Consider the following 25,034-nt stretch of genomic DNA (forward strand, 5'->3'; position numbering starts at 1 on the left):
AGAGAATCGGTAATCCAGTCATGGACAGAAGGTGAATAAACTTCAATGGCTGCCCTTTCGGACAGCCATTGAAGTTTATTCTACTGTTACAGATTTAGCCAAATTCCTTGGCTGATCCACATTACAGCCTCGCATCACAGCCATATGATAAGAAAGCAGTTGTAGTGGAACTACAGCTACGAGAGGGGCAAAAGCCTCGTGAGATGCAGGGATTTCAATTACATGGTCTGCGATCTCCTTCACTTGCGTATCTCCTTCTGTGACTACGGCAATTACTTTTCCTTTTCTCGCTTTTACTTCTTGGATATTGCTGACAACTTTTTCATAGGAACTATCTTTGGTAGCTATAAAGAAAACCGGCATTTCCTCATCTATCAAAGCGATCGGACCATGCTTCATTTCTGCTGCCGGATAGCCCTCAGCATGGATATAGGAAATTTCCTTTAGCTTCAAAGCTCCTTCAAGCGCAACCGGGAAATTGTACCCTCTGCCCAGGTAAAGTGCATTTCTTACATCCTTATACTCTTCAGCGATATACTTGATGGCATCGTTTGATTTCAAAGCCTGCTCGACTTTTCCAGGAATAGCTTCTAATTCATGTAAAAGCTGTATATACTTCCCTTCAGGTAGTGTACCTCGCTGGTAACCCAGCTTCAAGGCCATCATTGCCAGTACTGAAATCTGGGCAGTGAATGCTTTGGTGGAAGCCACTCCGATCTCTGGTCCTGCGTGGGTATAAGAACCTGCATGGGTAGCCCTAGGAATAGATGAACCTACCACGTTACATACGCCAAAGATTGTGGCGCCTTTTGATTTGGCAAGTTCTATTGCCGCCAGCGTATCGGCTGTCTCCCCGGATTGTGAGATAGCAATCACAAAATCCTTCTCGCCTACTACAGGGTTTCTATACCTGAATTCAGAGGCATATTCCACTTCCACAGGCACTCGGGCAAATTCCTCGAAAAGGTATTCAGCTACCAGCCCTGCATGCCACGAAGTACCACAAGCTGTAATAATGATACGCTCCGCATTTTGGAATTTATTCATATAATCCCGCAAACCGCCAAGTACCAAGCGACCGGATTTGGCATCCAGGCGACCTCTCAGGCAATCGGCTATTGACTTAGGCTGCTCATAGATTTCCTTCAGCATGAAATGGTCGTACCCACCTTTTTCGATAGCTTCCAATTCCATTTCCAATTGATTGATGTAGGGATTAGTCTCTACATTCTCTATAGTCTTGATCTGAAGACGGTTATTTCGGATTACCGCTATTTCAAAATCATCCAGATAAACCACTTTATTAGTGTATTCGATGATAGGAGTTGCGTCGGAGGCTAAGAAATATTCATCTTCTCCCACTCCAATCACCAAAGGGGAGCCTTTTCTGGCTGCTATAAGTGTATCGGGCTCTTCTTTATTGATCAATACAATAGCATAAGCCCCAACTACTTTGTGAAGGGCAAGCCGAAGTGCTTCCTCCAGACTGCAGTGATTGTTCAGCTGAATGTCTTCAATGAATTTGATGAAGACTTCCGTGTCTGTCTCGGATTGAAAGGTATAGCCCTTCTTTTGAAGATCCTTCTTAAGCACCTCATAGTTTTCAATGATCCCATTATGGATCATAGCGATTTTTTCGGAGGAAGAATAATGCGGGTGCGCATTAGAGTCGTTAGGCTCACCATGCGTGGCCCAGCGTGTATGCCCGATTCCGATTGTGGATCCTAAGTCCGAATTGGCCTCAAGATGCTTCTCCAACTCGGACACTTTCCCCTTCTTTTTGTAGATACTTAGGCCATTGTTGTCCAATAGTGCCACACCGGCACTATCGTACCCACGGTATTCTAATCTTCTAAGTCCTTTGATTATTATAGGCAAAGCTTCCTGCTGCCCTACATATGCTACGATTCCACACATATTGAAAAATTCATATAGTTAATTTGAACTTCAGCAAAGAAACAGCTTTCGTGCCAAAAAAAATAATCCACTTTCTAAAAATTAGAAAGTGGATTATTGGAAGTTTACCGAAACCGGGTATCCTACCTGGATCTGGAGTAAATCACTTTTACTTTTATTTTACTCTTATCTACTATCATCTGACTTAAAGAATAAGCAAATGGATCTGAATTATCGCCTTGTCTTCTCTTGTTGGAGATATATCCACCATACAATATCCAGTCCTTTCTTACCAGATCACCTCGTGAAATCGCGTTGACATAGGAGGCGATACTTTGACCATATAGTTTATTGTCAGAATTATAACTGAATTGGGCTGGGTATTGTACTTCTGGCTCATTGGTATTTGATTCACTGTCAGCGATTACCTGTGGTCTACCATCTGCCTGTACTGTATAATAATTTCCGTTTGTATTTTCCAAAAAGTGGTTGGATGGATCTGTAAAAAAAGCGGTGAAATATGGAGTGGGTACCATTCCCTCTATTGGATCTTCTATTTCCCCCACCTCTAAGGCAACCTGATTAAATATAACCCCAGAAAGTGTATCCAAAAAGGCATCAAATGGGCTTGTGTCAAGTTTGATAACCATCCCCAGACCTGACTTCATCCCAACCAGTGGCCCTACGTCATAAGACTTCTGATACTCGGTAATTGCTTCTGTAGGTGTTCCGCTTCTATCGCTTTTAATTCCGTTGAAATTCCTGGAAGATTCGGTAGAAATTGTATATAAAGTAGAAACCGTATCAGATTCATCATTGCGATAATAAAGTTTGATCGCTGTACTAGTTCCCAAACCTATTATTATAGAAGAATTTTCATCTTCTTTTCCCTTTACTGCAATACCGGGAAAGTAATCCCGGAAGCTGAATAGGTCATTGAACTCAGCTCCAAGCTGCAATTTGCTGAAAATTTCTTCCGCAAATTCTTCATCAACCTGAAAATTTGCAAGTGTATCTGTTTCTTCACCAAAAACTATTTCCCCGGTAGAGATTGGATTTTCCCCGTAGGAAAGCTCATCAAAATTGTAATATAGCGTATCCTGAATAGGTTCTGTCAACCTATGGATAGAGAAATGCTTTGGCTCATCCAAATCGGCCCCGCTTATATTCAACACATTGACTGTAAAGTAAATAGAGTCAAGTATAGCATCTAGTTCAGGCCGTGTTGCATCGGCTTTAATAGACATTCTAGAGTACCCTGTAGCTGAAGTCTTTCCGAAAAAAGGATCCACTTCTTCCCCAACTACCAACCTGTTTTGATTGGTCGTATTAAAGGAGTCCAAAAGAACCATTTCTGCGGGAAGCTCAAACTCCTCGAAAAACACTCCGATTTCGTTGTTTCCGGGAGCCAGCTCAATGCCTACTGCCGAAGGGTCACTACAGGAACTGATAAGAAATAGGGACAAGATGGCCCCAAAGGCCAATTTAACCGGCGAGATTGGTGTAAATGCCGTAGAGCTCTTCGTGAGCCTGTGCTTCTGATTCTGCTTCAATGCTGATGTCAAACTTCTTGTCTTTTGAGAAATCCTCGATTAGTTGGTTTAATTCTGCGGAAACTTCACCGCCTTTGACTACCAAGTCGGCGTACTCCATGCCCATCTTGATAAATCCTGTAAAGTCTTTGCTTTTCAAAGGTGCTAAAATAGCGTCATCTATATCCACCATCTTAACCTTGTTTAACAAATCATCGCCAAAGGTATGAGAAAATCCGTTGTTGTATATCGCAAATACAGACTTCGTATCTTTAAATAAAGGCTCACTCTTGTATGTAGTCTTCAAATACATCGGTATCAAACTGGTCATCCAGTCGTTGCAATGCACTATATCTGGTGCCCAGCCAAGTTTTTTCACCGTTTCTATCACTCCTTTACAAAAGAAAATAGCACGCTCATCATTGTCTTCGTAGAATTTGTGCTGCTTGTCGTGGAAAACATGCTTTCGCTGGAAGTAATCTTCATTGTCAATAAAGTACACCTGAAGCTTTGCGTTTGGTATAGACGCTACTTTAATCACCAAAGGTTTCTCCTCTTCTCCTACTGCAATATTAATTCCCGATAATCTCACCACCTCGTGAAGTCTATTCTTCCGCTCATTGATCAGACCGAATCTCGGCACTAAAATCCTGATCTCCATGCCACGCTCCTGCATAGCTTGAGGAAGGGATCTTAGGAAATTGGCAACTTCAGATGTTTGGAGAAAAGGATTGATTTCACTGGCAACGTAGAGGATACGTAATTTGGACATACTTATTGGATTTTATGTTGAAGGTGAAAAAACAACTGCGCAAAGATAATAAAAAAAGCCTTATTAGCCTTGTTTTGTTGAATAATAATATACATTTGCCCCTATTTACCCATTCTAAACCCTCTACCAGTGCACGTTGTTCTTACTGGAGCCGATTGGCATAAATACTGGCTTAAATCCCTTAAAAAGGACAAATCCATCGGTTTGGTCCCCACAATGGGCGCACTTCATGAGGGTCATTTTGACCTGGTCAGAAAAGCCAGGCAAGAATCTGATATTGTAGTCGTTTCCATCTTTGTAAACCCCACACAATTTCATAATCAAGAAGATTTTGACAACTATCCATCAACTTTAGAAGAGGATTTAGCTAAACTCGAACTTGAAAAAGTTGACTTTGTTTTCATTCCTAAGACAGAAACAATTTATCCGGAAAAGCCTAAATTAAGTATCCATTTTGGAAACCTTGAGACTGTATTGGAAGGAGCATTCCGCCCAGGTCATTTCAATGGTGTAGCCATAGTAGTTTCCAAATTATTTAATATCATTAAGCCCCATACAGCTTATTTCGGCCAAAAGGATCTCCAGCAAACCGGGATTATTAGACGGCTTGTCAACGATCTATCGATGAATATCAATCTGGTAATCGTACCTACGCGAAGAGAAGATGATGGCCTTGCGATGTCTTCGAGAAACTTGAGGCTCTCCCCAGAGGAAAGGAAGCAGGCTTTGATTTTAAGCAGCAGCCTGACAAAGGCCAAGCAGGAACTTTTAGCAGGCAAGCCTTGGTTTGAGGTGCATAATCAAATCAAACGGGATTTTGAGGAAGTGCCCCTGGCAAGTCTGGAGTATTTCGAGCTGGTTCATCCCGAAAGCTTTGTCAGCTACACAGACTTTGATCTAACGAAAAAATCATCACTATGTGTAGCGGCTTACCTAGGAAAAATCAGATTAATCGATAACCTGCCAATAATTCCTTAATTTTGCCGCAAAATTAAACCAATGCAAATTCAGGTACTGAAATCCAAGATCCACCGGGTGAAAATCACCCAGGCGGAATTGCACTACGTAGGCTCCATTACAATCGATGAGGATCTGATGGACGCAGCTAACCTTATAGAAAATGAGAAGGTCCAAATCGTCAATGTCAATAATGGAGAACGATTAGAAACCTACGTAATCACCGGAGAAAGAGGCTCCGGTCAGGTTTGCCTTAATGGCCCTGCTGCGAGAAAAGCACAGGTAGGGGATATCGTCATCATCATTTCTTATGCAGGGATGGAGCTAGAGGAAGCGAAGAAATTCAAACCTGTACTAATCTTTCCAGACGAGCAAAACAAACTCATCTGATGATCCAAAGACGTGTTAAACAAGTAATCCAGATTCTGATTTCATTAGGAATTGCAATCTGGATTTTCTGGTTTTTATACAAGGATATCGCCTTTGATTCATTGGTTGACCAAATCATGTCAAGTAATTGGACATGGATTCTACTGTCTCTTTTGATCTCTATGCTGGCTTACCTGACTAGAAGCTGGCGATGGACTTTGCTCATAGATACAGAAGATGGAAAAAAAGTAAGTTTTGGACGAGCCTATCACGCAGTGATGGTTGGCTATCTCATTAATATGCTTATCCCACGGGCCGGCGAAGTAGCAAGATGCGGTGTTCTCACCCGGACCAACGGCATCTCTACAGGCTACCTCATCGGCACAGTGATAGTAGAGCGAAGCATAGATCTGTTATGTCTTGTTTCTACGGTTCTTTTGGCGTTTTTCGTAGAACAGGAGCTCTTCTTAAATCTAGCCAGCCAGTTAATCGATATAGCGTCTTTTGGTCAAAAAATCATTTCAAATCTTCCTCTTGTGATTGGTGGAATTGCCGTTTTGATTCTCATAACCTGGTACATATTCAGGAGATTTGCAGATAATGGGTTGATCAATAAAATCCAACATTTTTTTAGGGAAATCCTTTCAGGGCTTAAGAAAATCGGAGGACTGTCCAATCCCGCTGGATTCTGGGCAAGTTCTGTTTTTCTTTGGCTTTTATATTTTTTGACCATGTACACCATATCCTTAGGAATACCCAGTACTGCCAATTTGTCCTCAAGTGAAGTACTTCTGGTCATGGTAATGGGAAGTATTGGCATGGTAGCGCCCGTACAGGGGGGTATTGGTACCTTTCATGCACTGGTGGCCTTTATTTTGATACAGCTAGGGATAGCTGAGATTGATGGGAAAATATTCGCAGCTATTATCCATGGCACCCAAGTAGCCCTTGTGCTGGGGGCTGGTCTTATAAGCTGGGTAATAATGATGAAATTACCCTCATGGACAGAACCTAAGACATCTTAAAACGTATTCATTCCTGCAAACAAATAACTTATGATACTCCTTATCTTAATTGTAGTCGTATTCGCCATTGCGGGATTTGTGGTGAGCAGAAAGCTCAAAAACAAATTCAGACAATACTCACAGGTGACGCTTCACGCTAACCTGTCCGGCGCAGAAATCGCCAAACTTATGCTTGCCGATAATAATATATCTGACGTGCAAGTACTTGCGGTAGAAGGGCAATTGACAGACCATTATAATCCGGCAAACAAAACCGTAAACCTAAGCCCTGACGTGTACTATGGAAGAAATGCAGCTGCAGCTGCAGTAGCGTCCCACGAGTGTGGCCATGCGGTGCAGCATGCCACAGCCTATGCCTGGCTAAATCTGAGATCGGCCTTAGTCCCGATTCAGAATGCTTCAAGCAAAATTTTAAATATTGTGCTGATAGCCTCCCTTCTGGGTGGGTTTGCATTAGGACTACCGCATGAGTGGATAGGCTTTATTGTAGTTGGGGCATATGGTGTGATGACCCTGTTCACCTTAGTTACGCTGCCGGTAGAGTTTGATGCCAGCAATAGGGCACTGGCCTGGGTGAAGACCAGAAATATTGTGACGCCGGATGAATATGCCATGTCCAAGGATTCTTTGAAATGGGCTGCAATGACGTATGTAGTGGCCGCTTTAGCTTCCCTGGCCACATTAGCCTATTATATTTTCGTTTTCTTCGGAAACAGGGATTGATCCAGATCAAATTAAATTTTGGAAGAGGGGCAGGTTTTGCCCCTCTTCTTTTTTTGCCATATATTCCTTGCAGATAGTTAAACCCAAAGAGATATATGCAATTTGAACTAACAGAGGAGCAACTCGCCGTACAGGCCGCAGCGAGGGATTTTGCCAAAAATGAGCTCCTTCCAGGAGTAATCCAACGTGACATAGAATCAAGGTTTCCTGCTGAGGAAATCAAGAAAATGGGCGAACTGGGCTTCATGGGAATGATGATCGACCCGAAATATGACGGCGGTGGAATGGATGCGCTTTCCTATGTCATTGCAATGGAAGAATTGTCCAAAATCGATGCCTCTGCTTCGGTGGCAATGTCTGTAAACAATTCATTGGTATGCTGGGGGATGGAGAACTATGCTTCCGAAAATCAAAAGGAAAAGTATCTTAAACCCCTCGCATCGGGACAGAAACTGGGAGCCTTTGCCCTATCTGAACCGGAAGCAGGTTCTGATGCTACATCACAAAAGACCGAAGCCCGTCTTGATGGTGATCATTATGTAATAAACGGCACCAAAAACTGGATTACCAATGGCTCCAAAGCGGACACCTATTTGGTTTTTGCCCAAACCGACCACAGTAAAGGACATAAAGGTATATCGGTCTTTATAGTAGAAAAAGGCTGGGATGGATTTACCTCAGGCCATAAAGAAGACAAGCTGGGCATCAGAGCATCTGATACCACTTCGCTTATGTTTACAGATGTGAAAGTGCCGGTTGAGAATAGAATTGGTGAAGAAGGCTTTGGTTTCAAATACGCCATGGAAACCTTGAATGGCGGGAGAATCGGCATTGCAGCCCAGGCGCTTGGAATTGCGGCCGGAGCTTATGAGTTTGCCCTAGCCTACGCCAAAGAACGCAAAACCTTTGGCAAGCCAATCAGTCAACATCAGGCGATCCAGTTCAAGCTTGCCGATATGGCAACCACCATTGAAGCCGCCAGACTTTTGGTGTACAAAGCCGCTTGGCTGAAAGATCAGGGAAAGGATTATGCCCAGGCATCAGCCATGGCAAAATTATATGCCTCCCAGGTAGCAATGGATGTGAGCATCGAAGCTGTACAAATCCACGGCGGCTATGGATACGTGAGAGAATATCATGTAGAACGACTGATGAGAGATGCCAAGATCACCCAGATTTATGAAGGGACGTCCGAGATTCAGAAAATAGTTATATCGCGAGGACTCCTCCGGTAATGGATAGTTGATCTAGAAAAGGGTATAGTTAAATAAAACTATGCTCTTTCATTTTTTTTAACACCATTTATCAAAAATCTATGAATTATCGTTAGAAAAATCATATTTTTGCTATTCTGTATTTTTAATACTAATTCATGGAATATTACAACAAGGTAATTGAATCAGTCAACGTTAGGTTTATTCGTGGGAATAATTTCCAGGTAGAAAAACCCGTTACGGTTAATGATTATACAGAATCTGATAATACATTGATTCTGCTTCACCATGGTACGCTCAAATTTGGTGAGGATCAGGAGTTGCTTAACGAAGGTGAAGTACTTTTCCTGCCCGCTGAGCAAAAAACAAAATTGACTATTGGCAGCAGCTCCAAAAAAGCTGAACTGTCAAAAGATCAGTTTCAGGAAAATAAGAAAAAGTATCTGCAGAGTATAAGTTTCAGAGACATAAAGAGCACAGAAGATGACTGTATTTCTATACTTGGTTTTGAATCCAAAGTATTTGATGTGGTTAACTTTTTTAATTCATTGGATATCCCTCCATTTATAATCCGGTTCAATGACCGCCTGGCTACAATAGTTGAGGATTTGATGAAAGAAGTAGAAGTAAGTAATGTGGGGAAAGAAAGAGCATTAAAATCCCACACAGAATTGCTGGTCATTGAGCTGCTTCGCCATATATTGAAAAACAGATTGTTCTTGGAGGAACTTTCTACCAATGCTACTTACTTTAAGGATCCTCGTTTGATAGACTTATTTAATTACATCAAAACAAATCTGGGAGGCGATTTATCCAATAAAATCCTGGCCAAGGTAGCCAATGTATCAGAAGATTACGTAGGGCAATATTTCAAAATGCTTACAGGGATCAATCCTCAGGATTATATAGAATACCAAAGAATGGAGGCTGCGGTGGAGCTTTTACGCACTACCAAAAAGTCGATTCGGGATATAGGCAAAGAAGTAGGCTATAAAGACACTGCATATTTCTGCCGCAGATTCAAGATGATGTATGGGGTGCCTGCTGGTAAAATGCGGAGAAGAGAGTCCTTAATTAACGTGTAAAGAAAGATTCAAAAGCACCTTATATTCCAAAGACTCAGCCAAAAAGCCTGAGTCTTTTTCTACCGCATTTCCGATCACCGCTAGATCTGCACCATTTTCATATGCATTTTTTACTTTTTCTAATGAATCCAATCCTCCACCTACGATGATGGGACGATGTGTCACCGACCTTACGGACTTTATCACAGCTCCCGAAACGGGGGATTTTGCTCCACTCCCGGCGTCTACGAAAAAGTATTTCATGCCTAAATAAAGACCCGCAAGCGCTGTTGCCTCAGCTAGGGCGGGCTTGGAATTTGGCAATGGAAGCGTTTGGCTGATGTATTGCACGCTGGTAATTTCTCCCTCATTCACCAGCATATACGCTGTGGGGAGAACTTCCAATTTCATTTTCCTGACCAGCGGTGCGGCGAGCACCTGATGACCAATCAGGTACTCAGGATTCCTTCCTGAAATCAAAGAAAGGAATAAAATTGCGTCAGCTTCTTCGGTAAGTTGCATCTGGGAACCAGGAAAGATAACAACCGGAATCTCTCCCGCTATTTTCTTGAGTGACTGAACCACCTCTTTGAAGTTATCACGACTTAGTTGACTGCCTCCTACGAATATTAAATCGAGAGCTGAATTCTTAACCCAGGAATAGTTCTCTTCAAAAGACCTGCCGCCTGTAACCTTGTCTGGATCTACCAACCACGCCAATCCTTTTCTGCCCGTAGTATGGAATTCTTTTAGAATCTTACTGACCCTCTTCATCGACTTTGGCATCTTCTGGCTGGGCAGCAAATAGGTTCGGGAGAAATTTTTCCTTTGCAAAAGCAAGCCCTAATAGTAAAAGCCGCTGGCCCATGCTTGGCCAAAACGAAGATTTTGAGCCTTTAGTAAGCTTTTTTTCAATCTCTTTGGTAAGCAGTCCTTCTCTCTCAAGTACCTCAAGTACTTCTTCTGTTCTACGATCCTCACGCTTTTTACGTGTTTTGGCAATAGCCAAGGCAATCAACCCACCTGCCAAAACTACTCCTCCAATTTTTAACCAATCCCCTGATTCGGCCCTAAAAAGCTCAAACTGTCTGGCCAAGGTCTCCTCTAGCTCTTCTTCTTTCTTTTTCAGTTCTTTATTCATTCTCCTGGCGTTTTTTGAACATTCTTACCCTAAAAATAAACCCTTTCAACCCATTCTGCATTTTTTCCTCAGTAGGATCATGGTCTCTCAATAAGAATAAACCAAAGAGTATTATCAGATAAATTAATCCAACCATCAAGAAGCCCATGTAGGGGGATTCAAAATATTGGCTAAGGTAAAAAGCCAGAGAAAGACTAAAAAACAATAGCACCAATAGAAGGCTACCTCCCATCAAAACAAGAAAAATAATCCGGGTTAAAATACCGGCAACCTGATCTTGTATTTCCAGCTTGACCAGATCTACTTTGGTCTCTACTATCCCTTTGATAGTCTGTATTATTTCTCCGATTTTCAGCATAATTAAAAACTTGTGAGAGGTTACCCTTGAAATATGACACAATATACTTCAATTGGTAGGAGCAAAAAAATTATGCTATCACATCAACTTCCTGCTCTTGGTAGAACTTATACCTCAAAACTAATTCCAATGCAAACGCTATAGCCTCATTTATTGTGAACTGCTGGCATAATGACTGGTCTATTTCTTCTAAACGGCTATAAAATGCCGTTGCAAGCGGAATATCCATGTCTTTATTTATCCGCTCACTGGCATGTAGGAATTCTTCAGCTTTCTCTTCCTTCAATACTTTGCAAATAATGAGGTCTTTTTTGCCGTATTTGGTTCTACGGGCTGAGGCCGCAAATAGCCTGCAGATCATCCCTCTTTTAGTGTGATTTCCGCAAAACCCCTTCTTTCTGTCTTCGGACAACGGTCTGTACATCACACAGCTCGCCCCATCATCCTTACTGTCCAAAAGTGCCAATGTCGATTCGGCCAGTCCTTTTTCATAGAGGTCAAAGGCCAATGGAAGAAATTCTAATGGTGAAGCAGGAACTTTTGGATTGGCGCAGCAGAAGCCACATCCGGATACACAGCCTAATCCACTCTCAGATACAAATTGCTTTGTTTCTGACTCTAGCTCACCGAACACGTTCAGTATAGCTTGAGATTTTTCAGCGAGATTCATCTCTTTATTATCAAATAGAGCGCAAAAATACACCAGACTGCGTCTATTGATTCCCGTAAGCTACTATTTTTTTATATTGAGCATCAGAGACTTACCATGGAGCTATCTGAATTGTAACGAATACACCGTCGATTTCAGTCAAGAGATCGTTTTCTTTAAAAAAAAGAAGGATATGAGCAATCTAGAAAATCAAAATGCAGAAGATAAAATTCGCCTGGCTTTTAAGGAGCGGGATTGGAGTGAAATCAAAAGTGCGGACTCCTGGGTGATTTTTAAGGTAATGTCGGAGTTTGTGGAGGGATTTGAAAAACTTGCCAAAATCGGCCCGTGCGTTTCAATTTTTGGCTCTGCCAGGACCCCCAGGGACCATGGTCATTATAAAATGGCAGAGGAAATTGCCGCCAAACTCGTTCGGCATGGCTATGGGGTAATAACAGGTGGGGGACCCGGGATCATGGAAGCAGGTAATAAAGGCGCCCATTCGGAAGGAGGAAGATCGGTTGGACTGAATATTGTTTTGCCGTTTGAGCAATTTGATAATATTTACATAGATCGTGACAAATTAATGACCTTTGATTACTTCTTTGTACGTAAGGTAATGTTTGTCAAGTATTCTCAGGGATTCGTGGTGCTGCCCGGAGGCTTTGGCACCATGGATGAGTTCTTCGAAGCATTGACACTCATCCAGACCAATAAAATCGGGAAGTTTCCAATTGTTTTGGTAGGAAAAGACTATTGGTCAGGTCTGGTAGACTGGATCAGAAAAACGCTTCTAATGCACCACTACATCAATGAGGAGGATCTCGAACTGTTCGCTGTGGTGGAAGACGCAACTGCGGCCGTGAAAGTGATTGACGAATTTTACAACAAGTATTTGTTGAGTCCGAATTTCTAAACCTGGTCTTAATAACATCCCCGTTGTTTCTGAAAGTCTTCAAAAGTTCCAGCAGGCCTGATAGCAGTCAGGTTGGCCCAGAATACCCCTCAGGTTTCTGCAGAGGTTTTTAACTCAGGCCAGACACTTGCTCTCCAATCAGGAAGTCCGTCTTCTCACTTGTTTTTCCTATTCATTTCTTACTCCTGTTAAATGAACAAATCTCACCTAGTCCCCCTTTATGTCTTGATAATTATCTGTCTGGTAATGGCAGGATATGCGCTATGGAAAACGCCCGAGGAAATTACGGTGGAACCTAGTGTGGCAAATGTACAACTGCTACAAAGTATGCCATTGTCTTCAAGAGATACGATCAGACTTTTTGATCTTCCCGGAGAGCTGACATTCGCCGGAGAGAAGGTCCCTTTGGAGATAGAAGATGTAAAGGAGCGCCTGGAACGGGAAATTTACGTAAATGCGTATTGGCAGTCCAACATGATTTTGCTAATGAAGCGCTCCAGCAAATTCCTCCCTGACATAGAAAAAATGCTTGAAGAAAACGGTATTCCGGATGATTTCAAATACCTCGCTATGGCAGAATCTGCCCTGATGAATGTAGCTTCCCCGGCTGGTGCGAAGGGTTTTTGGCAGATTTTGGAATCCACAGGCAAGGAATATGGACTGGAAATATCCAAGGATGTGGATGAGCGTTACCACCTTAAAAAGGCGACTTATGCAGCATCGAGGTACTTTACTAAGGCTCATGCTAGATTTGGTGATTGGACAGGCGTAGCGGCAAGCTATAATATGGGGCAATCAGGATTTTCGCGAAGACAAGAAGATCAGATGGTAAGGAATTATTATGACCTGTACCTCAATGATGAAACAAGCAGATATCTGTTCCGGATTTTGGCGTTCAAAGTTATTTTCGAAAATCCGGGAGAGTTTGGCTTTTTTCTTCGTGAATCTGACTATTATCAAAATCCTTCACTGCGAAAAATTACAGTGGATGCCGATATAAAGAACCTCGCAAACTGGGCAAAGAAACAAAACAGTACCTATAAAGAATTGAAACTTTACAACCCGTGGCTACGCGATAAAGACCTGAATGTGAAACGGGGAAAAACCTATGAAATTCTGCTCCCTGAGTAACATTTCAAATTAGTATTGCTTCTTTGAAAATAGCAGAAAATCCTCGTTGGTTAAGGTGAAGGAAGAGAGCAGAAAAATCACTCATTTTATCAAGGAACCAATCTTGCCGTTTAGAGTTATACTCTTTGAAGTTTACTACCTTGTACGGCTGAAAATCCGTACCTTCGCCGTTTAAAACTGCCCGCCGATTACTATGAGTCAAGTCACTCCTGCACAGGAAGAATATATAGAGATATTTGGAGCTCGAGAGCATAATCTTAAAAACCTAGACCTGAAGATACCACGGAACAAGCTTGTGGTAATCACCGGTCTGAGTGGTAGTGGGAAAAGCTCTCTTGCATTTGACACGATCTATGCGGAAGGACAGCGTAGGTATATGGAATCTTTTTCAGCTTATGCCAGATCCTTTCTGGGAGGTATGGAACGTCCTGATGTGGATAAAATCAACGGACTCTCTCCGGTAATAGCAATCGAGCAAAAGACTACTTCCAAAAATCCGCGCTCTACAGTCGGTACAGTCACTGAAATTTATGATTTCATGCGCTTGCTATATGCAAGAGCAGGAGAAGCATATTCTTATTTGACAGGATCCAAAATGGTTCGGCAAACAGAGGATCAGATCATCGATCTCCTCTTTACCAACTTCCTAAACAAGAAGCTTTACATCCTTGCTCCGGTAGTAAAGGGTAGAAAGGGTCACTACCGTGAGCTATTCGAGCAGATCCGTAAAATGGGTTTTTCAAAAGTACGTGTTGATGGGGTCGTGATGGAAATGGTGCCCAAAATGCAGGTGGACCGCTACAAAATCCATGATATTGAGATTGTAATTGATAGAATCGTTGCGGAGGAATCTGACCGTTTTCGCATCACTCAATCACTGAAATCTGCTTTGCAACATGGCAAGGGAGTCATCATGATCCGCGATGAGGAGGGAGAGATTCATCATTTTTCCAAATACCTCATGGATCCAGAGACAGGACTTTCCTATGAAGAGCCTGCACCAAACACCTTTTCTTTCAATAGCCCATATGGGGCATGTCCTACCTGTAGCGGCCTTGGGATTACCGAAGAAATCACCCGTGAAAGTATTATTCCGGATCCAAAACTCAGCATTACCAGAGGTGGAATAGCGCCACTCGGCGAATACAGGGATATCTGGATTTTCAAGAAAATAGAAGCTATTCTCAAGCACTACAAGTGTAGCATGAGTACACCTATAGAAAAACTTCCGGAGCATGTGGTGGAAATTCTTCTCAATGGGGATAAAATAGAAGTAGCTGTAGATTCTGTAAAATACCCAGGCACCAAGTGGCATACAACTTTCGAAGGAATTATCAACTTTTTGAAAAAATATCAGGAAGGCAGTTCTGATAAGATCCAAGACTGGGTAAGTGAATATACCATTACCCAGACCTGCCCGGATTGCCATGGCTATAGGCTCAAACAAGAGGCACTACACATCAAAATAGACAATACGCATATTGGCCAACTGGCAGTGATGGATATCCGCTCCTTAAAAGAATGGTTTGTAGGACTGGAAGATCGGCTATCTGAAAAACAAAATGTAATAGCAGTGGAGGTCTTGAAGGAGATCCGAAAAAGAATCGGATTCTTGCTGGATATAGGCTTGGATTATTTATCGCTCAATAGGCCTCTGCGGACACTTTCCGGAGGTGAGGCACAGCGGATCAGGCTTGCTACACAGATCGGGACCCAATTAGTAGGGGTGTTATATATTCTGGATGAGCCGAGTATTGGACTCCATCAGCGTGATAACGAGAAGCTGATTCAAGCACTCCAAAGCTTGCGGAATCTGGGTAATTCTGTTTTGGTGGTGGAGCATGACAAAGACATGATGCTGGCCTCGGATTATCTCCTGGATATGGGGCCGGGTGCAGGGCGGCATGGCGGAAGTATTGTTGCAGATGGTACTCCAGCGGAAATTTTACAAACAGGAGGGCTCACTGCCAAGTACCTTTCAGGTAAAATTGGCTTGCCTGTACCCAAAGAGCGAAGGAAAGGAAAAGGGAAGGAGCTTCTGATTAAGGGTGCCACAGGAAATAATCTTAAAAATGTTGACCTTAAGCTACCTCTAGGCACACTAATATGTATTACCGGAGTTTCCGGAAGTGGAAAAAGCACCTTGATTCATGAGACTTTATATCCAATTCTGAATCAACATATCTATCACTCAAAGAAAAGTCCTATGCCTTATAAAAGTGTAGCAGGACTGGAGCATTTGGATAAAGTGATAGAGGTGGATCAGTCCCCAATAGGAAGAACACCAAGATCAAATCCAGCTACTTATACGGGGGTATTTTCAGACATACGGACACTTTTTACTGAGCTCCCGGAGGCTAAAATACGGGGATACAAACCTGGCCGGTTTTCCTTCAATGTAAAAGGTGGAAGATGTGAAGACTGCGAAGGTGCGGGCATGAAGCTCATAGAGATGGATTTCCTTCCCGATGTGCATGTGCCATGTGAAACTTGTAAGGGTAAACGCTACAACCGGGAAACACTTGAGATTCGATACAAAGGAAAATCAATCTCCGACGTACTCGATATGACCGTAGAGCAGGCTGTTGAATTCTTCGATAAGCTCCCAAAAATTCTAAGAAAAATCAAGACGCTCAATGATGTGGGGTTAGGATACATTACGCTTGGTCAGCATGCCACTACGCTATCCGGTGGGGAAGCCCAGCGGGTAAAATTAGCGACAGAACTATCAAAAAAAGACACAGGCAAGACATTCTATATCCTTGACGAACCTACTACCGGGCTCCACTTCCAAGATATTGAGCTATTGATGCTGGTGGTAAATGGACTGGTTTCCAAAGGAAACACAGTCTTGATTATTGAACATAACATGGACGTGATCAAAATGGCTGATTACGTAGTAGATCTTGGACCAGAGGGAGGAAACAAAGGAGGAACTATTGTTGTTCAGGGAAGTCCTGAAAAGGTTGCAGACACGGCAAAGAGCTACACTGGAAAATTTCTCAAAATAGAATTAAATAGCCAGCAAGGGTAATAATCAAGGGTATCCTCCTTTTATCAAATTAAGAAAGGGGAGATCACTGTGTTAGTTATCTTTGAACGATTATGAACCGAAAAGGGCTATATTGGTTACTACAAGTACTGGGTTGGGGTGGTTTTGCCGCAGTGACCATTTTTTTGGCCTCTCTTTCCCAAGGAGTAACGGCTGTCCAGATCTGGGCATTTATTGTACTCGCTGCCACTAACCTTATTTCTACGCATTTTCTACGCTATATAGTTAAAAGGTACAATTGGTTTAAGCTTAGCATTGGTCAGCTATTCTTCCAGTCATTTCTTGCTATACTAGCGCTCTCATTAGCCAATTTCGTTGCACAGATTCTAATAAATATTGCCTTTGGCACGCTGAATCCTGCCGAAGATTTTAAGATTTTAGTGATATTGGCAAACATATTCCAGGCAATCTTATTATTTGCGCTGTGGTTTGTAATGTATTTCCTGGTGCATTTTTTGGACAATTATAACACAACCTTAAAGTACGAGGCCAAAATCAATGAGATTAGACTTAACCACCTTAAAAGTCAACTCAACCCACATTTCATTTTCAATGCACTGAATAGTGTACGGGCATTGGTGGATGAAGATCCTACCAAAGCAAAAACAGCCATAACCCGAATATCAAATATGCTTCGCTTTTCACTGATGATGGACAAGAAGCAAACCATTGAATTTGGTGATGAACTAAATACCGTAAAAGATTACCTGGAACTTGAATCCATTCGCTTTGAGGAGAGACTGAGTGTAGTATACCATATTGAGGATGAGGCCTACAGCTATAAAATCCCTCCTATGATGCTACAAACTATTGTGGAAAACGGAGTGAAACATGGCGTTTCAAACCTGGTAAAAGGCGGGACCATTGAGGTGAAATGCAGAGAAGGGTTGCACGATGATTTGTATATTCAGGTCAAAAACAGTGGGCACCTTACCCACCAACCTTCTTTAATCCCAGATGAGGAACAAGGCCACGGACTGAGCAATACTGTACAAAGACTTAAGTTAATATATGGAGATAAAGCAAGCTTCCGTATCTTCAACTCAGGGAATCAATTCGTTATCACCGAAATAAAAATCCCTAAACAAAAAGTTACATTTGAATAACAAACTCAACAAAAATGAGAGCTATTGTAATTGATGATGAAAGATTAGCACGTAAGGAACTGATCACCCTGTTAAATCAACTAGAAAGTGTAGAAGTAGTAGGCGAAGCGGTAAATGTGGATGATGCCAAAGATAAAATTGACCAGCTGAATCCAGATGTGATTTTTCTTGATATCCAAATGCCTGAGAAAACGGGATTTGAACTTCTGGAAGAATTGGATAACGTCCCCCATGTGATATTTACCACTGCCTACGATGAATACGCCTTGAAGGCATTCCAGGTGAACGCACTGGATTATCTCCTTAAACCGATCGAACCCCAAAGACTGGAAGAGGCGATCACCAAATTGCAGGGAAAAATAGACGGGTTCAGCAAAAATGAGGAATCCTCTTCAGCAAGAAACCACCAGAAACTTACACTGGAAGACCAGGTATTCGTAAAAGATGGTGATCGGTGCTGGTTTGTCAGGCTTTCCAATGTCCGCCTGTTTGAGTCAGACGGCAATTATATTAAAGTGTACTTTGACAACTTCAAGCCAATGATACATAAATCCCTGAACGCTTTAGATGAACGGTTGGATGAGAAATCCTTTTTTCGCGCAAGCAGAAAGCACATCATCAACCTTGGCTGGGTGGAAGGAATAGAACCTTGGTTTAACGGCGGGCTTGTGGTCACCCTTAAAGGCGGAGATAGAATTGAGGTCAGCAGAAGACAGGCGGCGCGTTTCAAGGAAATGATGAGCTTATAATATTTCATATCCAGTAAAAAGCATTTGATTTCATTTATAATTTCCGTAAATAGGGAGTAATTGTTTTTAACAGCATGAAATATCAGTTCCACACTTAAACGCAGCATCTGCCATCATCTTATGAAATCGAGCAACACGAAGAACGATACACAAAGTCATGGTTTTAATCCATGCGAGATTCCATCTGACCATTAAAAACCAAGGATAATCAGATGAAAGAAGAGCGGATATTAATCGTCGAAGACGATATCAGCATTGCAGAAAATATTCAGGAAATATTAGAGCTCCTGGGTTATGTCAACACCGACATTGCGAATTCTGCAAATCAGTGTATTAAAATCATCAAAAAGAATCGGCCTGATTTGATATTTATGGATATCAAACTCAAAGGCGATAAAGATGGAATAGAACTCGGGGAAATTGTAAAACAAATGGTGGATGCCCCACTGGTCTATGTAACCTCCTATTCGGATCCAACGATTATTGAAAGAGCAAAAAGAATAAATCCCGCCGGATTTATAGTTAAGCCATTCAATACGAATGACATTCATGCTATTGTGGAGATTGTCCTCTATAACAAGCGGACAAAGCCAGTAAGTGAAGTTGCTGCTGTAAGCCCGACAAGCAGCGATAGCCCTTATTTGGTAACCGATGCTGTATTCATCAAAGCTGATAATGCCTTTGAACGTGTATCTTATGAAGACATTTATTATATCGAAGCCAATGGGAATATGGTGACCATTTTCACTAGAAACAGGGACTACAATATCCGAAAATCAATGAAGGAAATTGAAGAAATTCTTCCCTCTCAGTTGTTTCTTCGTGTGCAAAAGTCCTTCATTGTACAACTCGGGCAGATAGATAGTTTCAATACCAAAGAAATAACACTCCGCTCAGGAGCCACAGTACAGGTAGGAAGACAATACTATAATAGTTTCCTGGCGAAATTAAGTACCATTACAGAAAGTTAAATACAAAAAGGTGGGCTACTACCCACCTCTTTCGATCAAACAATCAACCAAATCTACCCTTACGAGTACTAGTTATGGGAATTTCTCCCATTTAGCTTATTAAAGAACCGAGGTATCGGTTCTTAATTTTTTGAATTCGAATGCTTTTTCAGCTTTTGAATTTGACGGCATGCCGGTATTGTAAGTTGGTTCAGTATATTCAATAAGGGCAGTTTGCCTAGCAAGATTTGTCTCAACTTTAGCTTTCCAAACAATGGTAATTGCCATTACGAAGCCCAGTGCAGCACAAATGTTTTTTTGGGAAAATAGTGAAGTAATCATGGCAGTAATACGTTGGTTTAATTTCTATATTGGCTATATGCCAAAAAGCGACCCAAAATCATAAGTATCTTGAAATCAAATAGTTAGCAATATTTTTGATTTATCATATGTACGCTTTTGAACACACCAAACCCAGAGGTGGACAATTATTCATCGCTTGATCGGTTACACTAAACGATGACGTTTTCAAAAAATACTTCACAGTTTATCCTTTTCGTACAGAGCCTAATGGCGGATACTTCTGTGTCAGCTAGCCGATAAAGCAAAAGAGGCTGTCCCAAAACCCATACATATCACATTGAGAGCCATCTGTCGGTTGGCAAGGAACCGAAATGTGCTTAAGTTTTCCGATAGAAGATTTCGCTCCGCCTGACAGGAAAAGCGGATTATGAGACAGCCATTTAACTACATATAGAGGGGCTTACAGCAACTCATTCGCCAGATTTGCCAGCTCCGAGCGCTCACCTTTTTCCAGTTTGATATGCGCATAGAGCGGGTGATCTTTGACACGATCGATCAGGTAAGACAATCCGTTACTCTGAGAATCCAAATAAGGTGTATCGATTTGGAAAACATCCCCGGTGAAGATGATTTTGGTGTTTTCACCGGCCCTTGAGATGATGGTCTTGATCTCATGTGGTGTAAGGTTCTGCGCTTCGTCTACGATAAAGAAGATATTGGAAAGTGAGCGTCCACGGATATAGGCCAATGGCTGAATCACCAGCTTTTCCTGATTTACCAACTCTGTGATTTTCTGAAACTCCTTATCCGTTTCCTTATATTGATTTTGGATGAATTTCAGATTATCCCAAAGCGGCTCCATATAGGGATTAAGTTTGGATTTGATGTCCCCAGGAAGATATCCGATGTCCTTGTTACTCAAGGGCACAATGGGTCTAGCCAAGAAAATCTGCTTGTATTCTCTTCTTTGCTCCAGGGCACCCGCCAAAGCCAGCAAAGTCTTACCCGTACCAGCAACTCCCTGAATGGAAACCAAGCGGATATTTGGGTTGGTAATTGCGTGAAGAGCGAAAGTCTGCTCCGCATTTCTTGGCTTTACGTTATAGGCCAACTTTTTATCTACACGCTCAAGGATGCTTTCTTCAGAATTGTAATAGGCCAAAACTGAATTCTTATCACTTTTGAGTATGTAGTAAGCATTTGACTTTCTTTTCCTCGTACCCAAAACTGTCTTAGCCTCAATATAGCCCTGATCATAGAGCTTGTTTATATGCGATGGATCTATGTTGTCAAGGATATATTTTCCCGTATTTTCGAGCTCAACGATATTCTTGATTTTACCGGTCTCATAGTCTTCAGCAAGTAAATCAATTGATTTCGCCTTTAAGCGGAGATTAATATCTTTACTGACCAAGATTACTTTTCTTCCTTTTTCATGCTGTTTGAGGTAAAGCGCACAGTTGAGAATCTTGTGATCATTCTTCTCTTCGCCAAAAATCTCGTTGGCGTTGATCTGATTCTCGGGATTCATCAGTACCCTGAAGTTTCCCCTGGTCTTTCCATTGAGCGGGGTCCACTCGTGGATCATATGATCCTGCGAGAGTTTATCCAGCAGTCGGATGAATTCACGGGCTTCAAAATTCTTGGTATCATTGCCTTTCTTGAATTGATCAAGTTCCTCCAGCACCGTGATCGGGATGACCACGTCGTGCTCGGCAAAATTCATTATGGAGTTGTGTGCATAAAGGATTACCGAAGTATCCAGCACAAAGATTTTCCGATCTTTTTCGGACTTGGCTCTAGGCATGCGCAGGTATTGTAGTGGTACTATATGATTTAATTTAGAAAAATATTCGGGCTATTGACAAAGTTTCAATGAGAATTTATAGTTAATTAAATGTGATCCTTTCCTATATATTTGACTATCAAACCAATAAAAAAAGGGCAGAATTTGCGATTCTACCCTTTTGAGAAAAATAAGCGTTTTTTAGTCCAGCAATGCAGCAATATCTTCCTGATCAAGGCTCTTCATAAAGCTCTCTTCGGTACTGATCAATTCTCCGGCTAAGGCCAGCTTGCGGTCCTGGAGTGCCATGATTTTCTCCTCCACAGATCCTCGTGTGATGAACTTATAAATGATGACCTTGTTTTCCTGGCCGATTCTATGTGCCCTATCTATTGCCTGTGCTTCCACAGCAGGATTCCACCATGGGTCAAGCAAAAACACATACCCTGCTCTGGTCAGATTCAGTCCTACTCCACCCGCTTTTAGGGAAATCAGGAAGACTTTAATATCCTCGTTTTCCTGAAATTTCTCCACCTGAGCCTGACGGTCCTTAGTTGCACCATCAAGGTATGCATAGGGAATCCCCTCTTTGTCCAGATAACTTTTTACGATTGCCAAATGCCTTACAAACTGGCTAAACACCAGCACTTTATGCCCCTCAGAAATAGTAGACTGTAGCATATAGGTCACATCTTCCAATTTGCCCGATTCACCTTCGTAGTCATCTCTGACCAGTTTCGGATGGTTGGCGATTTGACGAAGCTGGGTAAGGCCACGTAATAAAGTGAACTGCTGATTATTTCTGCCTGTACTCTGGATATCAGAAATAATCTTTTCTCTATAATAGCTTTTCACCTCTTCATAAACTTCCTCTTGGGCAGAAGTCATAGTAGAATATTTCACGTTGGTGATTTTCTCAGGAAGGTCTGTGGCTACCTGCGATTTCAGCCTTCTTAGGATAAATGGCTTGATCATCGCATGAAGCTTGGCGGATTTATCCAGATCGCCCTGTTTTTCTATTGGCAGCAAAAACTGCTTCTTGAATGTATTCTGATTCCCCAGCAATCCTGGATTGATGAAGTTCATTTGAGACCAGAGATCCATTGTGCTATTTTCCACTGGGGTACCTGTCAGTATCAATTTTTGTTTGCTCTTCAGGTGATTTACAGCTGCCGCAATATTACTCCCAGGATTTTTGATGGCTTGGGATTCATCCAAAATAATATAATTGAAGTAGAATCCTTTTAGCACTTCTATGTCCAGTCTGGTAATTCCATAGGAAGTCAATACCAAATCATATTCCCCAAATCTCCATGGGTCTTTGATACGTTGCGTTCCAGAATAAACTAGGATTTTCAATTCCGGAGTAAACTTCTTTGCCTCTAACTCCCAGTTATAAATCAGGGATGTAGGCATTACCAAAAGTGAAGTCAATCCAGGGTTTTCTTCCATCTCGTGGGCAAGCAAAGCAAGCGTTTGGACCGTTTTACCTAAGCCCATATCATCGGCAAGACATCCACCAAATTTAAACTCATTGAGGAATCTAAGCCAATTGTAGCCCGCGTGTTGGTAGGGACGCAGAATTCCTTCAAAATTACTAGGCAGGGAATACTCTTCAATAGATTCAAAATCCCTAAGTCTCTCCAGTTTCCTGCTGAGCGTGACTTGGACGAGATTCCCTTCTTCCATTTCCTTAGCCAACGCCAGATGATGTTTGCGCAGCACCATGGTATTCTCATCTCCACGGTCTTCCATGAAATTAAAAAGCTCAGCGTAATTCACAAACCAAGATGATGGAATCACGGCAATTTCCCCATTAGGCAATTCAAATTCAGCTTTCCCCTGAAGCAAAAGCTTCCGGAGCTTTGCAAAAGGCACAAGGTAAATCCCGAATTTGATCAGTGCTTTCACATCAAACCAATCGATATTTTCATTGACTTCTATGGAAATCTGTGCCTTGCCTATATTATAAACCTTTCCTTTGGCATTTGGCTTTTGTACAATTTTGATCTTCTCAATATCCAGAAAATCCTCGTTTTCACCGATCCACTCAAATGCCTCTGTCTTAGGCAGCGCATCTTTTCCTATTTTGAACTCCAAGCCTTTATCCCGGAGCATTTTCAAATACGCCTTTTCTTTTTGTGTACTGCGGATTGTCTTATAGAATGTATAGCTGTCATTTCCTTCTTCCAGCCTTACAGAAGCGCCGTGTTTTTCTGAACTTGGTGTCTGCACTGGAAAATCAATACTTCCGTACTTGAACCTAAGTTCGAACACTATTTTATCTTCCTCCAGTTTCTCCCCTTCCTCCCCAAAGAGATTTTTTCCTGATCCCCCCGGCAAATCACTGATATTTATAAATACTTCCGGTGTGCCACGCTCAATATTAATGTCAAAACCAACTGATTCTACGTCGAATTGGGAAATCAGATTGGCCATAAAGCCACGATAGTAACTAGGCTCAATGCGCTTGTCGATGACAATAAATTTTTTATTCAGAAATGCCTTAAGCTTCCTCCCGTCAATTCCTTTTTCAAAATGAAAGAGCTGGCCCTGGACGACCAGCCAGCCAGGCTCATTACTGATGAAATAGCCATTCTTGTATTGCCAGTCAAGCTTCTCTCCTTTGAATTTGATCGTAGGCCAGTAATGTGTATTTTCTTCATTTTTGTGAAAATGAAACAATACACTGGCCCGTTCCGCATTTACTATGATTTCTTTCCATACAGGATTACCGTCACTGCCCATCTCAAAAAGTCTCTTGCCGATCAGCAGAGGCATTATTTTGGAACGCTTTTTTTCGATTACTTCCTCAATGGCATCCTGTGTCTTTTTATCCTCAGTTTTAGGATCAAAAATTTTAGCCAGGTACTGCTTTGGACGTATATTTCCTCTTTTGATAAAAGGCTTTACTACGACTTCAGGATTCATTGAATCCATGATTTTTATCAAATCGTAATCTGTCTTGTCCAATCCTGAATCAAATTCGCCAGCATTTGCTGAACTGATATTTTGATAAGCCAGAGACAGTCTTCCTTGTGGGTCTATCTGTACTACAAAAGATTCAATTAAAAGCCCTAGGTATTCATGGCTATAAATAGAATAAACTATCTGAAAGGGTTTGTCAGAATCAACTATCATATAATTATCAAAGTGACAAAACTTCCATGTAGTTAGGGTTGAACAAAGGAAGCTAAGTCGGGGTTTAATATCCCAAAAAAGGGAAATGCAAGTTGAAAATTACAAAAAATACTGCTCAAATTCATGATTTGAGCCAATTTTCTGCCCGAAAAGATAAAAAGTCCCTAAAATCATCACTTTTGCTTCTAAAGACTTTTAAT

22 protein-coding genes are annotated in these 25,034 nt (G+C 41.8%); 12 read left to right on the forward strand and 10 right to left on the reverse strand.

What is annotated here, in order from left to right:
* Positions 1 to 75 precede the first annotated feature (75 nt).
* The 3 genes from glmS to AS141_RS07005 all read right to left on the reverse strand — a co-directional run bounded on the left by glmS (position 76) and on the right by AS141_RS07005 (position 4,200).
* The gene (gene glmS, locus AS141_RS06995; protein WP_057936932.1) at positions 76 to 1,917 is read right to left on the reverse strand and encodes a glutamine--fructose-6-phosphate transaminase (isomerizing); all 1,842 of its coding nucleotides are present in this window, start codon (positions 1,915 to 1,917) and stop codon (positions 76 to 78) included.
* 122 nt (positions 1,918 to 2,039) lie between these two features.
* Positions 2,040 to 3,461: a DUF4270 family protein gene (locus AS141_RS07000; RefSeq protein WP_198293507.1), complete on the reverse strand. Its 1,422-nt coding sequence runs from the start codon at positions 3,459 to 3,461 to the stop codon at positions 2,040 to 2,042.
* Entirely contained in the window at positions 3,382 to 4,200 is an 819-nt protein-coding gene (locus AS141_RS07005) for a glycogen/starch synthase (RefSeq protein WP_057936934.1), read from the reverse strand. The genes AS141_RS07000 and AS141_RS07005 overlap by 80 nt, the downstream gene beginning before the upstream one ends.
* 129 nt (positions 4,201 to 4,329) lie before the next feature.
* On the opposite strand from AS141_RS07005, the gene panC reads away from it, so the two are divergent.
* From panC to AS141_RS07035, 6 genes are all read left to right on the forward strand, one after another.
* A complete protein-coding gene (panC, locus tag AS141_RS07010) occupies positions 4,330 to 5,178 on the forward strand; it encodes a pantoate--beta-alanine ligase (RefSeq protein ID WP_057936935.1) in 849 nt (282 codons plus the stop codon).
* 21 nt (positions 5,179 to 5,199) lie between these two features.
* The gene (gene panD / locus AS141_RS07015; protein WP_057936936.1) at positions 5,200 to 5,547 is read left to right on the forward strand and encodes an aspartate 1-decarboxylase; all 348 of its coding nucleotides are present in this window, start codon (positions 5,200 to 5,202) and stop codon (positions 5,545 to 5,547) included.
* Complete coding sequence (locus AS141_RS07020) at positions 5,547 to 6,551, forward strand: lysylphosphatidylglycerol synthase transmembrane domain-containing protein (RefSeq protein ID WP_082632211.1); 1,005 nt, start codon at positions 5,547 to 5,549, stop codon at positions 6,549 to 6,551. The genes panD and AS141_RS07020 overlap by 1 nt, the downstream gene beginning before the upstream one ends.
* A 30-nt stretch (positions 6,552 to 6,581) precedes the next feature.
* Positions 6,582 to 7,274 carry a zinc metallopeptidase gene (locus tag AS141_RS07025; protein WP_198293508.1) on the forward strand — a complete coding sequence of 231 codons (693 nt, stop codon included), beginning with the start codon at positions 6,582 to 6,584 and terminating at the stop codon, positions 7,272 to 7,274.
* 95 nt (positions 7,275 to 7,369) lie between these two features.
* Positions 7,370 to 8,509 carry an acyl-CoA dehydrogenase gene (locus AS141_RS07030; protein WP_057936937.1) on the forward strand — a complete coding sequence of 380 codons (1,140 nt, stop codon included), beginning with the start codon at positions 7,370 to 7,372 and terminating at the stop codon, positions 8,507 to 8,509.
* Positions 8,510 to 8,646: 137 nt separating this feature from the next.
* Positions 8,647 to 9,573 (forward strand): helix-turn-helix domain-containing protein, encoded by a 927-nt coding sequence (locus AS141_RS07035; RefSeq protein ID WP_057936938.1) that lies wholly within the window; start codon positions 8,647 to 8,649, stop codon positions 9,571 to 9,573.
* Here the strand turns inward: AS141_RS07035 and AS141_RS07040 are convergent.
* The 4 genes from AS141_RS07040 to AS141_RS07055 all read right to left on the reverse strand — a co-directional run bounded on the left by AS141_RS07040 (position 9,559) and on the right by AS141_RS07055 (position 11,721).
* On the reverse strand, positions 9,559 to 10,326 hold the full coding sequence (locus tag AS141_RS07040; RefSeq protein WP_057936939.1) for a geranylgeranylglyceryl/heptaprenylglyceryl phosphate synthase: 768 nt from the start codon (positions 10,324 to 10,326) through the stop codon (positions 9,559 to 9,561). The genes AS141_RS07035 and AS141_RS07040 overlap by 15 nt on opposite strands.
* A complete protein-coding gene (locus AS141_RS07045; protein ID WP_057936940.1) occupies positions 10,310 to 10,693 on the reverse strand; it encodes a hypothetical protein in 384 nt (127 codons plus the stop codon). Before AS141_RS07045 ends, AS141_RS07040 begins: the two co-directional genes overlap by 17 nt.
* Positions 10,686 to 11,051 (reverse strand): phage holin family protein, encoded by a 366-nt coding sequence (locus tag AS141_RS07050; protein WP_057936941.1) that lies wholly within the window; start codon positions 11,049 to 11,051, stop codon positions 10,686 to 10,688. Before AS141_RS07050 ends, AS141_RS07045 begins: the two co-directional genes overlap by 8 nt.
* 70 nt (positions 11,052 to 11,121) lie before the next feature.
* Positions 11,122 to 11,721, reverse strand: a complete 600-nt coding sequence (locus AS141_RS07055; RefSeq protein ID WP_057936942.1) for a YkgJ family cysteine cluster protein — start codon at positions 11,719 to 11,721, stop codon at positions 11,122 to 11,124.
* 172 nt (positions 11,722 to 11,893) lie between these two features.
* Between AS141_RS07055 and AS141_RS07060 the strand changes: the two genes are divergently transcribed.
* From AS141_RS07060 to AS141_RS07085, 6 genes are all read left to right on the forward strand, one after another.
* The gene (locus AS141_RS07060) at positions 11,894 to 12,616 is read left to right on the forward strand and encodes an LOG family protein (RefSeq protein ID WP_057936943.1); all 723 of its coding nucleotides are present in this window, start codon (positions 11,894 to 11,896) and stop codon (positions 12,614 to 12,616) included.
* Positions 12,617 to 12,808: 192 nt separating this feature from the next.
* Entirely contained in the window at positions 12,809 to 13,747 is a 939-nt protein-coding gene (locus tag AS141_RS07065; protein ID WP_057936944.1) for a lytic transglycosylase domain-containing protein, read from the forward strand.
* Between the two features lie 193 nt (positions 13,748 to 13,940).
* Positions 13,941 to 16,781, forward strand: coding sequence for an excinuclease ABC subunit UvrA (uvrA, locus tag AS141_RS07070; protein ID WP_057936945.1), 2,841 nt, complete (start codon positions 13,941 to 13,943; stop codon positions 16,779 to 16,781).
* 71 nt (positions 16,782 to 16,852) lie between these two features.
* The gene (locus AS141_RS07075) at positions 16,853 to 17,905 is read left to right on the forward strand and encodes a sensor histidine kinase (RefSeq protein WP_057936946.1); all 1,053 of its coding nucleotides are present in this window, start codon (positions 16,853 to 16,855) and stop codon (positions 17,903 to 17,905) included.
* 14 nt (positions 17,906 to 17,919) lie between these two features.
* Positions 17,920 to 18,654 carry a LytR/AlgR family response regulator transcription factor gene (locus tag AS141_RS07080; RefSeq protein WP_057936947.1) on the forward strand — a complete coding sequence of 245 codons (735 nt, stop codon included), beginning with the start codon at positions 17,920 to 17,922 and terminating at the stop codon, positions 18,652 to 18,654.
* Between the two features lie 212 nt (positions 18,655 to 18,866).
* Positions 18,867 to 19,625: a LytR/AlgR family response regulator transcription factor gene (locus AS141_RS07085; RefSeq protein ID WP_057936948.1), complete on the forward strand. Its 759-nt coding sequence runs from the start codon at positions 18,867 to 18,869 to the stop codon at positions 19,623 to 19,625.
* Positions 19,626 to 19,724: 99 nt separating this feature from the next.
* Here AS141_RS07085 and AS141_RS07090 read toward each other — a convergent pair whose 3' ends face one another.
* The 3 genes from AS141_RS07090 to AS141_RS07100 form a co-directional block, all read right to left on the reverse strand.
* The gene (locus tag AS141_RS07090; RefSeq protein WP_057936949.1) at positions 19,725 to 19,946 is read right to left on the reverse strand and encodes a hypothetical protein; all 222 of its coding nucleotides are present in this window, start codon (positions 19,944 to 19,946) and stop codon (positions 19,725 to 19,727) included.
* 421 nt (positions 19,947 to 20,367) lie between these two features.
* The gene (locus AS141_RS07095; RefSeq protein ID WP_057936950.1) at positions 20,368 to 21,714 is read right to left on the reverse strand and encodes a PhoH family protein; all 1,347 of its coding nucleotides are present in this window, start codon (positions 21,712 to 21,714) and stop codon (positions 20,368 to 20,370) included.
* Between the two features lie 180 nt (positions 21,715 to 21,894).
* The gene (locus AS141_RS07100; RefSeq protein WP_057936951.1) at positions 21,895 to 24,834 is read right to left on the reverse strand and encodes a DEAD/DEAH box helicase; all 2,940 of its coding nucleotides are present in this window, start codon (positions 24,832 to 24,834) and stop codon (positions 21,895 to 21,897) included.
* Positions 24,835 to 25,034 lie beyond the last annotated feature (200 nt).

The sequence above is a fragment of the Algoriphagus resistens genome, assembly GCF_001442615.1.
GTDB classification, from domain to species: Bacteria; Bacteroidota; Bacteroidia; order Cytophagales; family Cyclobacteriaceae; genus Algoriphagus; species Algoriphagus resistens.

Excerpts from the sequence above, each read along its gene's own strand:
- AS141_RS07055 (WP_057936942.1), bottom strand. The coding sequence starts at position 11,721 with ATGAATCTCGCTGAAAAATCTCAAGCTATACTGAACGTGTTCGGTGAG.
- AS141_RS07085 (WP_057936948.1), top strand. The coding sequence starts at position 18,867 with ATGAAAGAAGAGCGGATATTAATCGTCGAAGACGATATCAGCATTGCA.
- AS141_RS07040 (WP_057936939.1), bottom strand. The coding sequence starts at position 10,326 with ATGAAGAGGGTCAGTAAGATTCTAAAAGAATTCCATACTACGGGCAGA.
- AS141_RS07035 (WP_057936938.1), top strand. The coding sequence starts at position 8,647 with ATGGAATATTACAACAAGGTAATTGAATCAGTCAACGTTAGGTTTATT.
- AS141_RS07075 (WP_057936946.1), top strand. The coding sequence starts at position 16,853 with ATGAACCGAAAAGGGCTATATTGGTTACTACAAGTACTGGGTTGGGGT.
- AS141_RS07025 (WP_198293508.1), top strand. The coding sequence starts at position 6,582 with ATGATACTCCTTATCTTAATTGTAGTCGTATTCGCCATTGCGGGATTT.
- uvrA (WP_057936945.1), top strand. The coding sequence starts at position 13,941 with ATGAGTCAAGTCACTCCTGCACAGGAAGAATATATAGAGATATTTGGA.
- AS141_RS07095 (WP_057936950.1), bottom strand. The coding sequence starts at position 21,714 with ATGCCTAGAGCCAAGTCCGAAAAAGATCGGAAAATCTTTGTGCTGGAT.
- panD (WP_057936936.1), top strand. The coding sequence starts at position 5,200 with ATGCAAATTCAGGTACTGAAATCCAAGATCCACCGGGTGAAAATCACC.
- AS141_RS07020 (WP_082632211.1), top strand. The coding sequence starts at position 5,547 with ATGATCCAAAGACGTGTTAAACAAGTAATCCAGATTCTGATTTCATTA.
- AS141_RS07030 (WP_057936937.1), top strand. The coding sequence starts at position 7,370 with ATGCAATTTGAACTAACAGAGGAGCAACTCGCCGTACAGGCCGCAGCG.
- AS141_RS07065 (WP_057936944.1), top strand. The coding sequence starts at position 12,809 with ATGAACAAATCTCACCTAGTCCCCCTTTATGTCTTGATAATTATCTGT.
- AS141_RS07060 (WP_057936943.1), top strand. The coding sequence starts at position 11,894 with ATGAGCAATCTAGAAAATCAAAATGCAGAAGATAAAATTCGCCTGGCT.
- AS141_RS07100 (WP_057936951.1), bottom strand. The coding sequence starts at position 24,834 with ATGATAGTTGATTCTGACAAACCCTTTCAGATAGTTTATTCTATTTAT.
- AS141_RS07080 (WP_057936947.1), top strand. The coding sequence starts at position 17,920 with ATGAGAGCTATTGTAATTGATGATGAAAGATTAGCACGTAAGGAACTG.
- AS141_RS07090 (WP_057936949.1), bottom strand. The coding sequence starts at position 19,946 with ATGATTACTTCACTATTTTCCCAAAAAAACATTTGTGCTGCACTGGGC.
- AS141_RS07050 (WP_057936941.1), bottom strand. The coding sequence starts at position 11,051 with ATGCTGAAAATCGGAGAAATAATACAGACTATCAAAGGGATAGTAGAG.
- glmS (WP_057936932.1), bottom strand. The coding sequence starts at position 1,917 with ATGTGTGGAATCGTAGCATATGTAGGGCAGCAGGAAGCTTTGCCTATA.
- AS141_RS07045 (WP_057936940.1), bottom strand. The coding sequence starts at position 10,693 with ATGAATAAAGAACTGAAAAAGAAAGAAGAAGAGCTAGAGGAGACCTTG.
- AS141_RS07005 (WP_057936934.1), bottom strand. The coding sequence starts at position 4,200 with ATGTCCAAATTACGTATCCTCTACGTTGCCAGTGAAATCAATCCTTTT.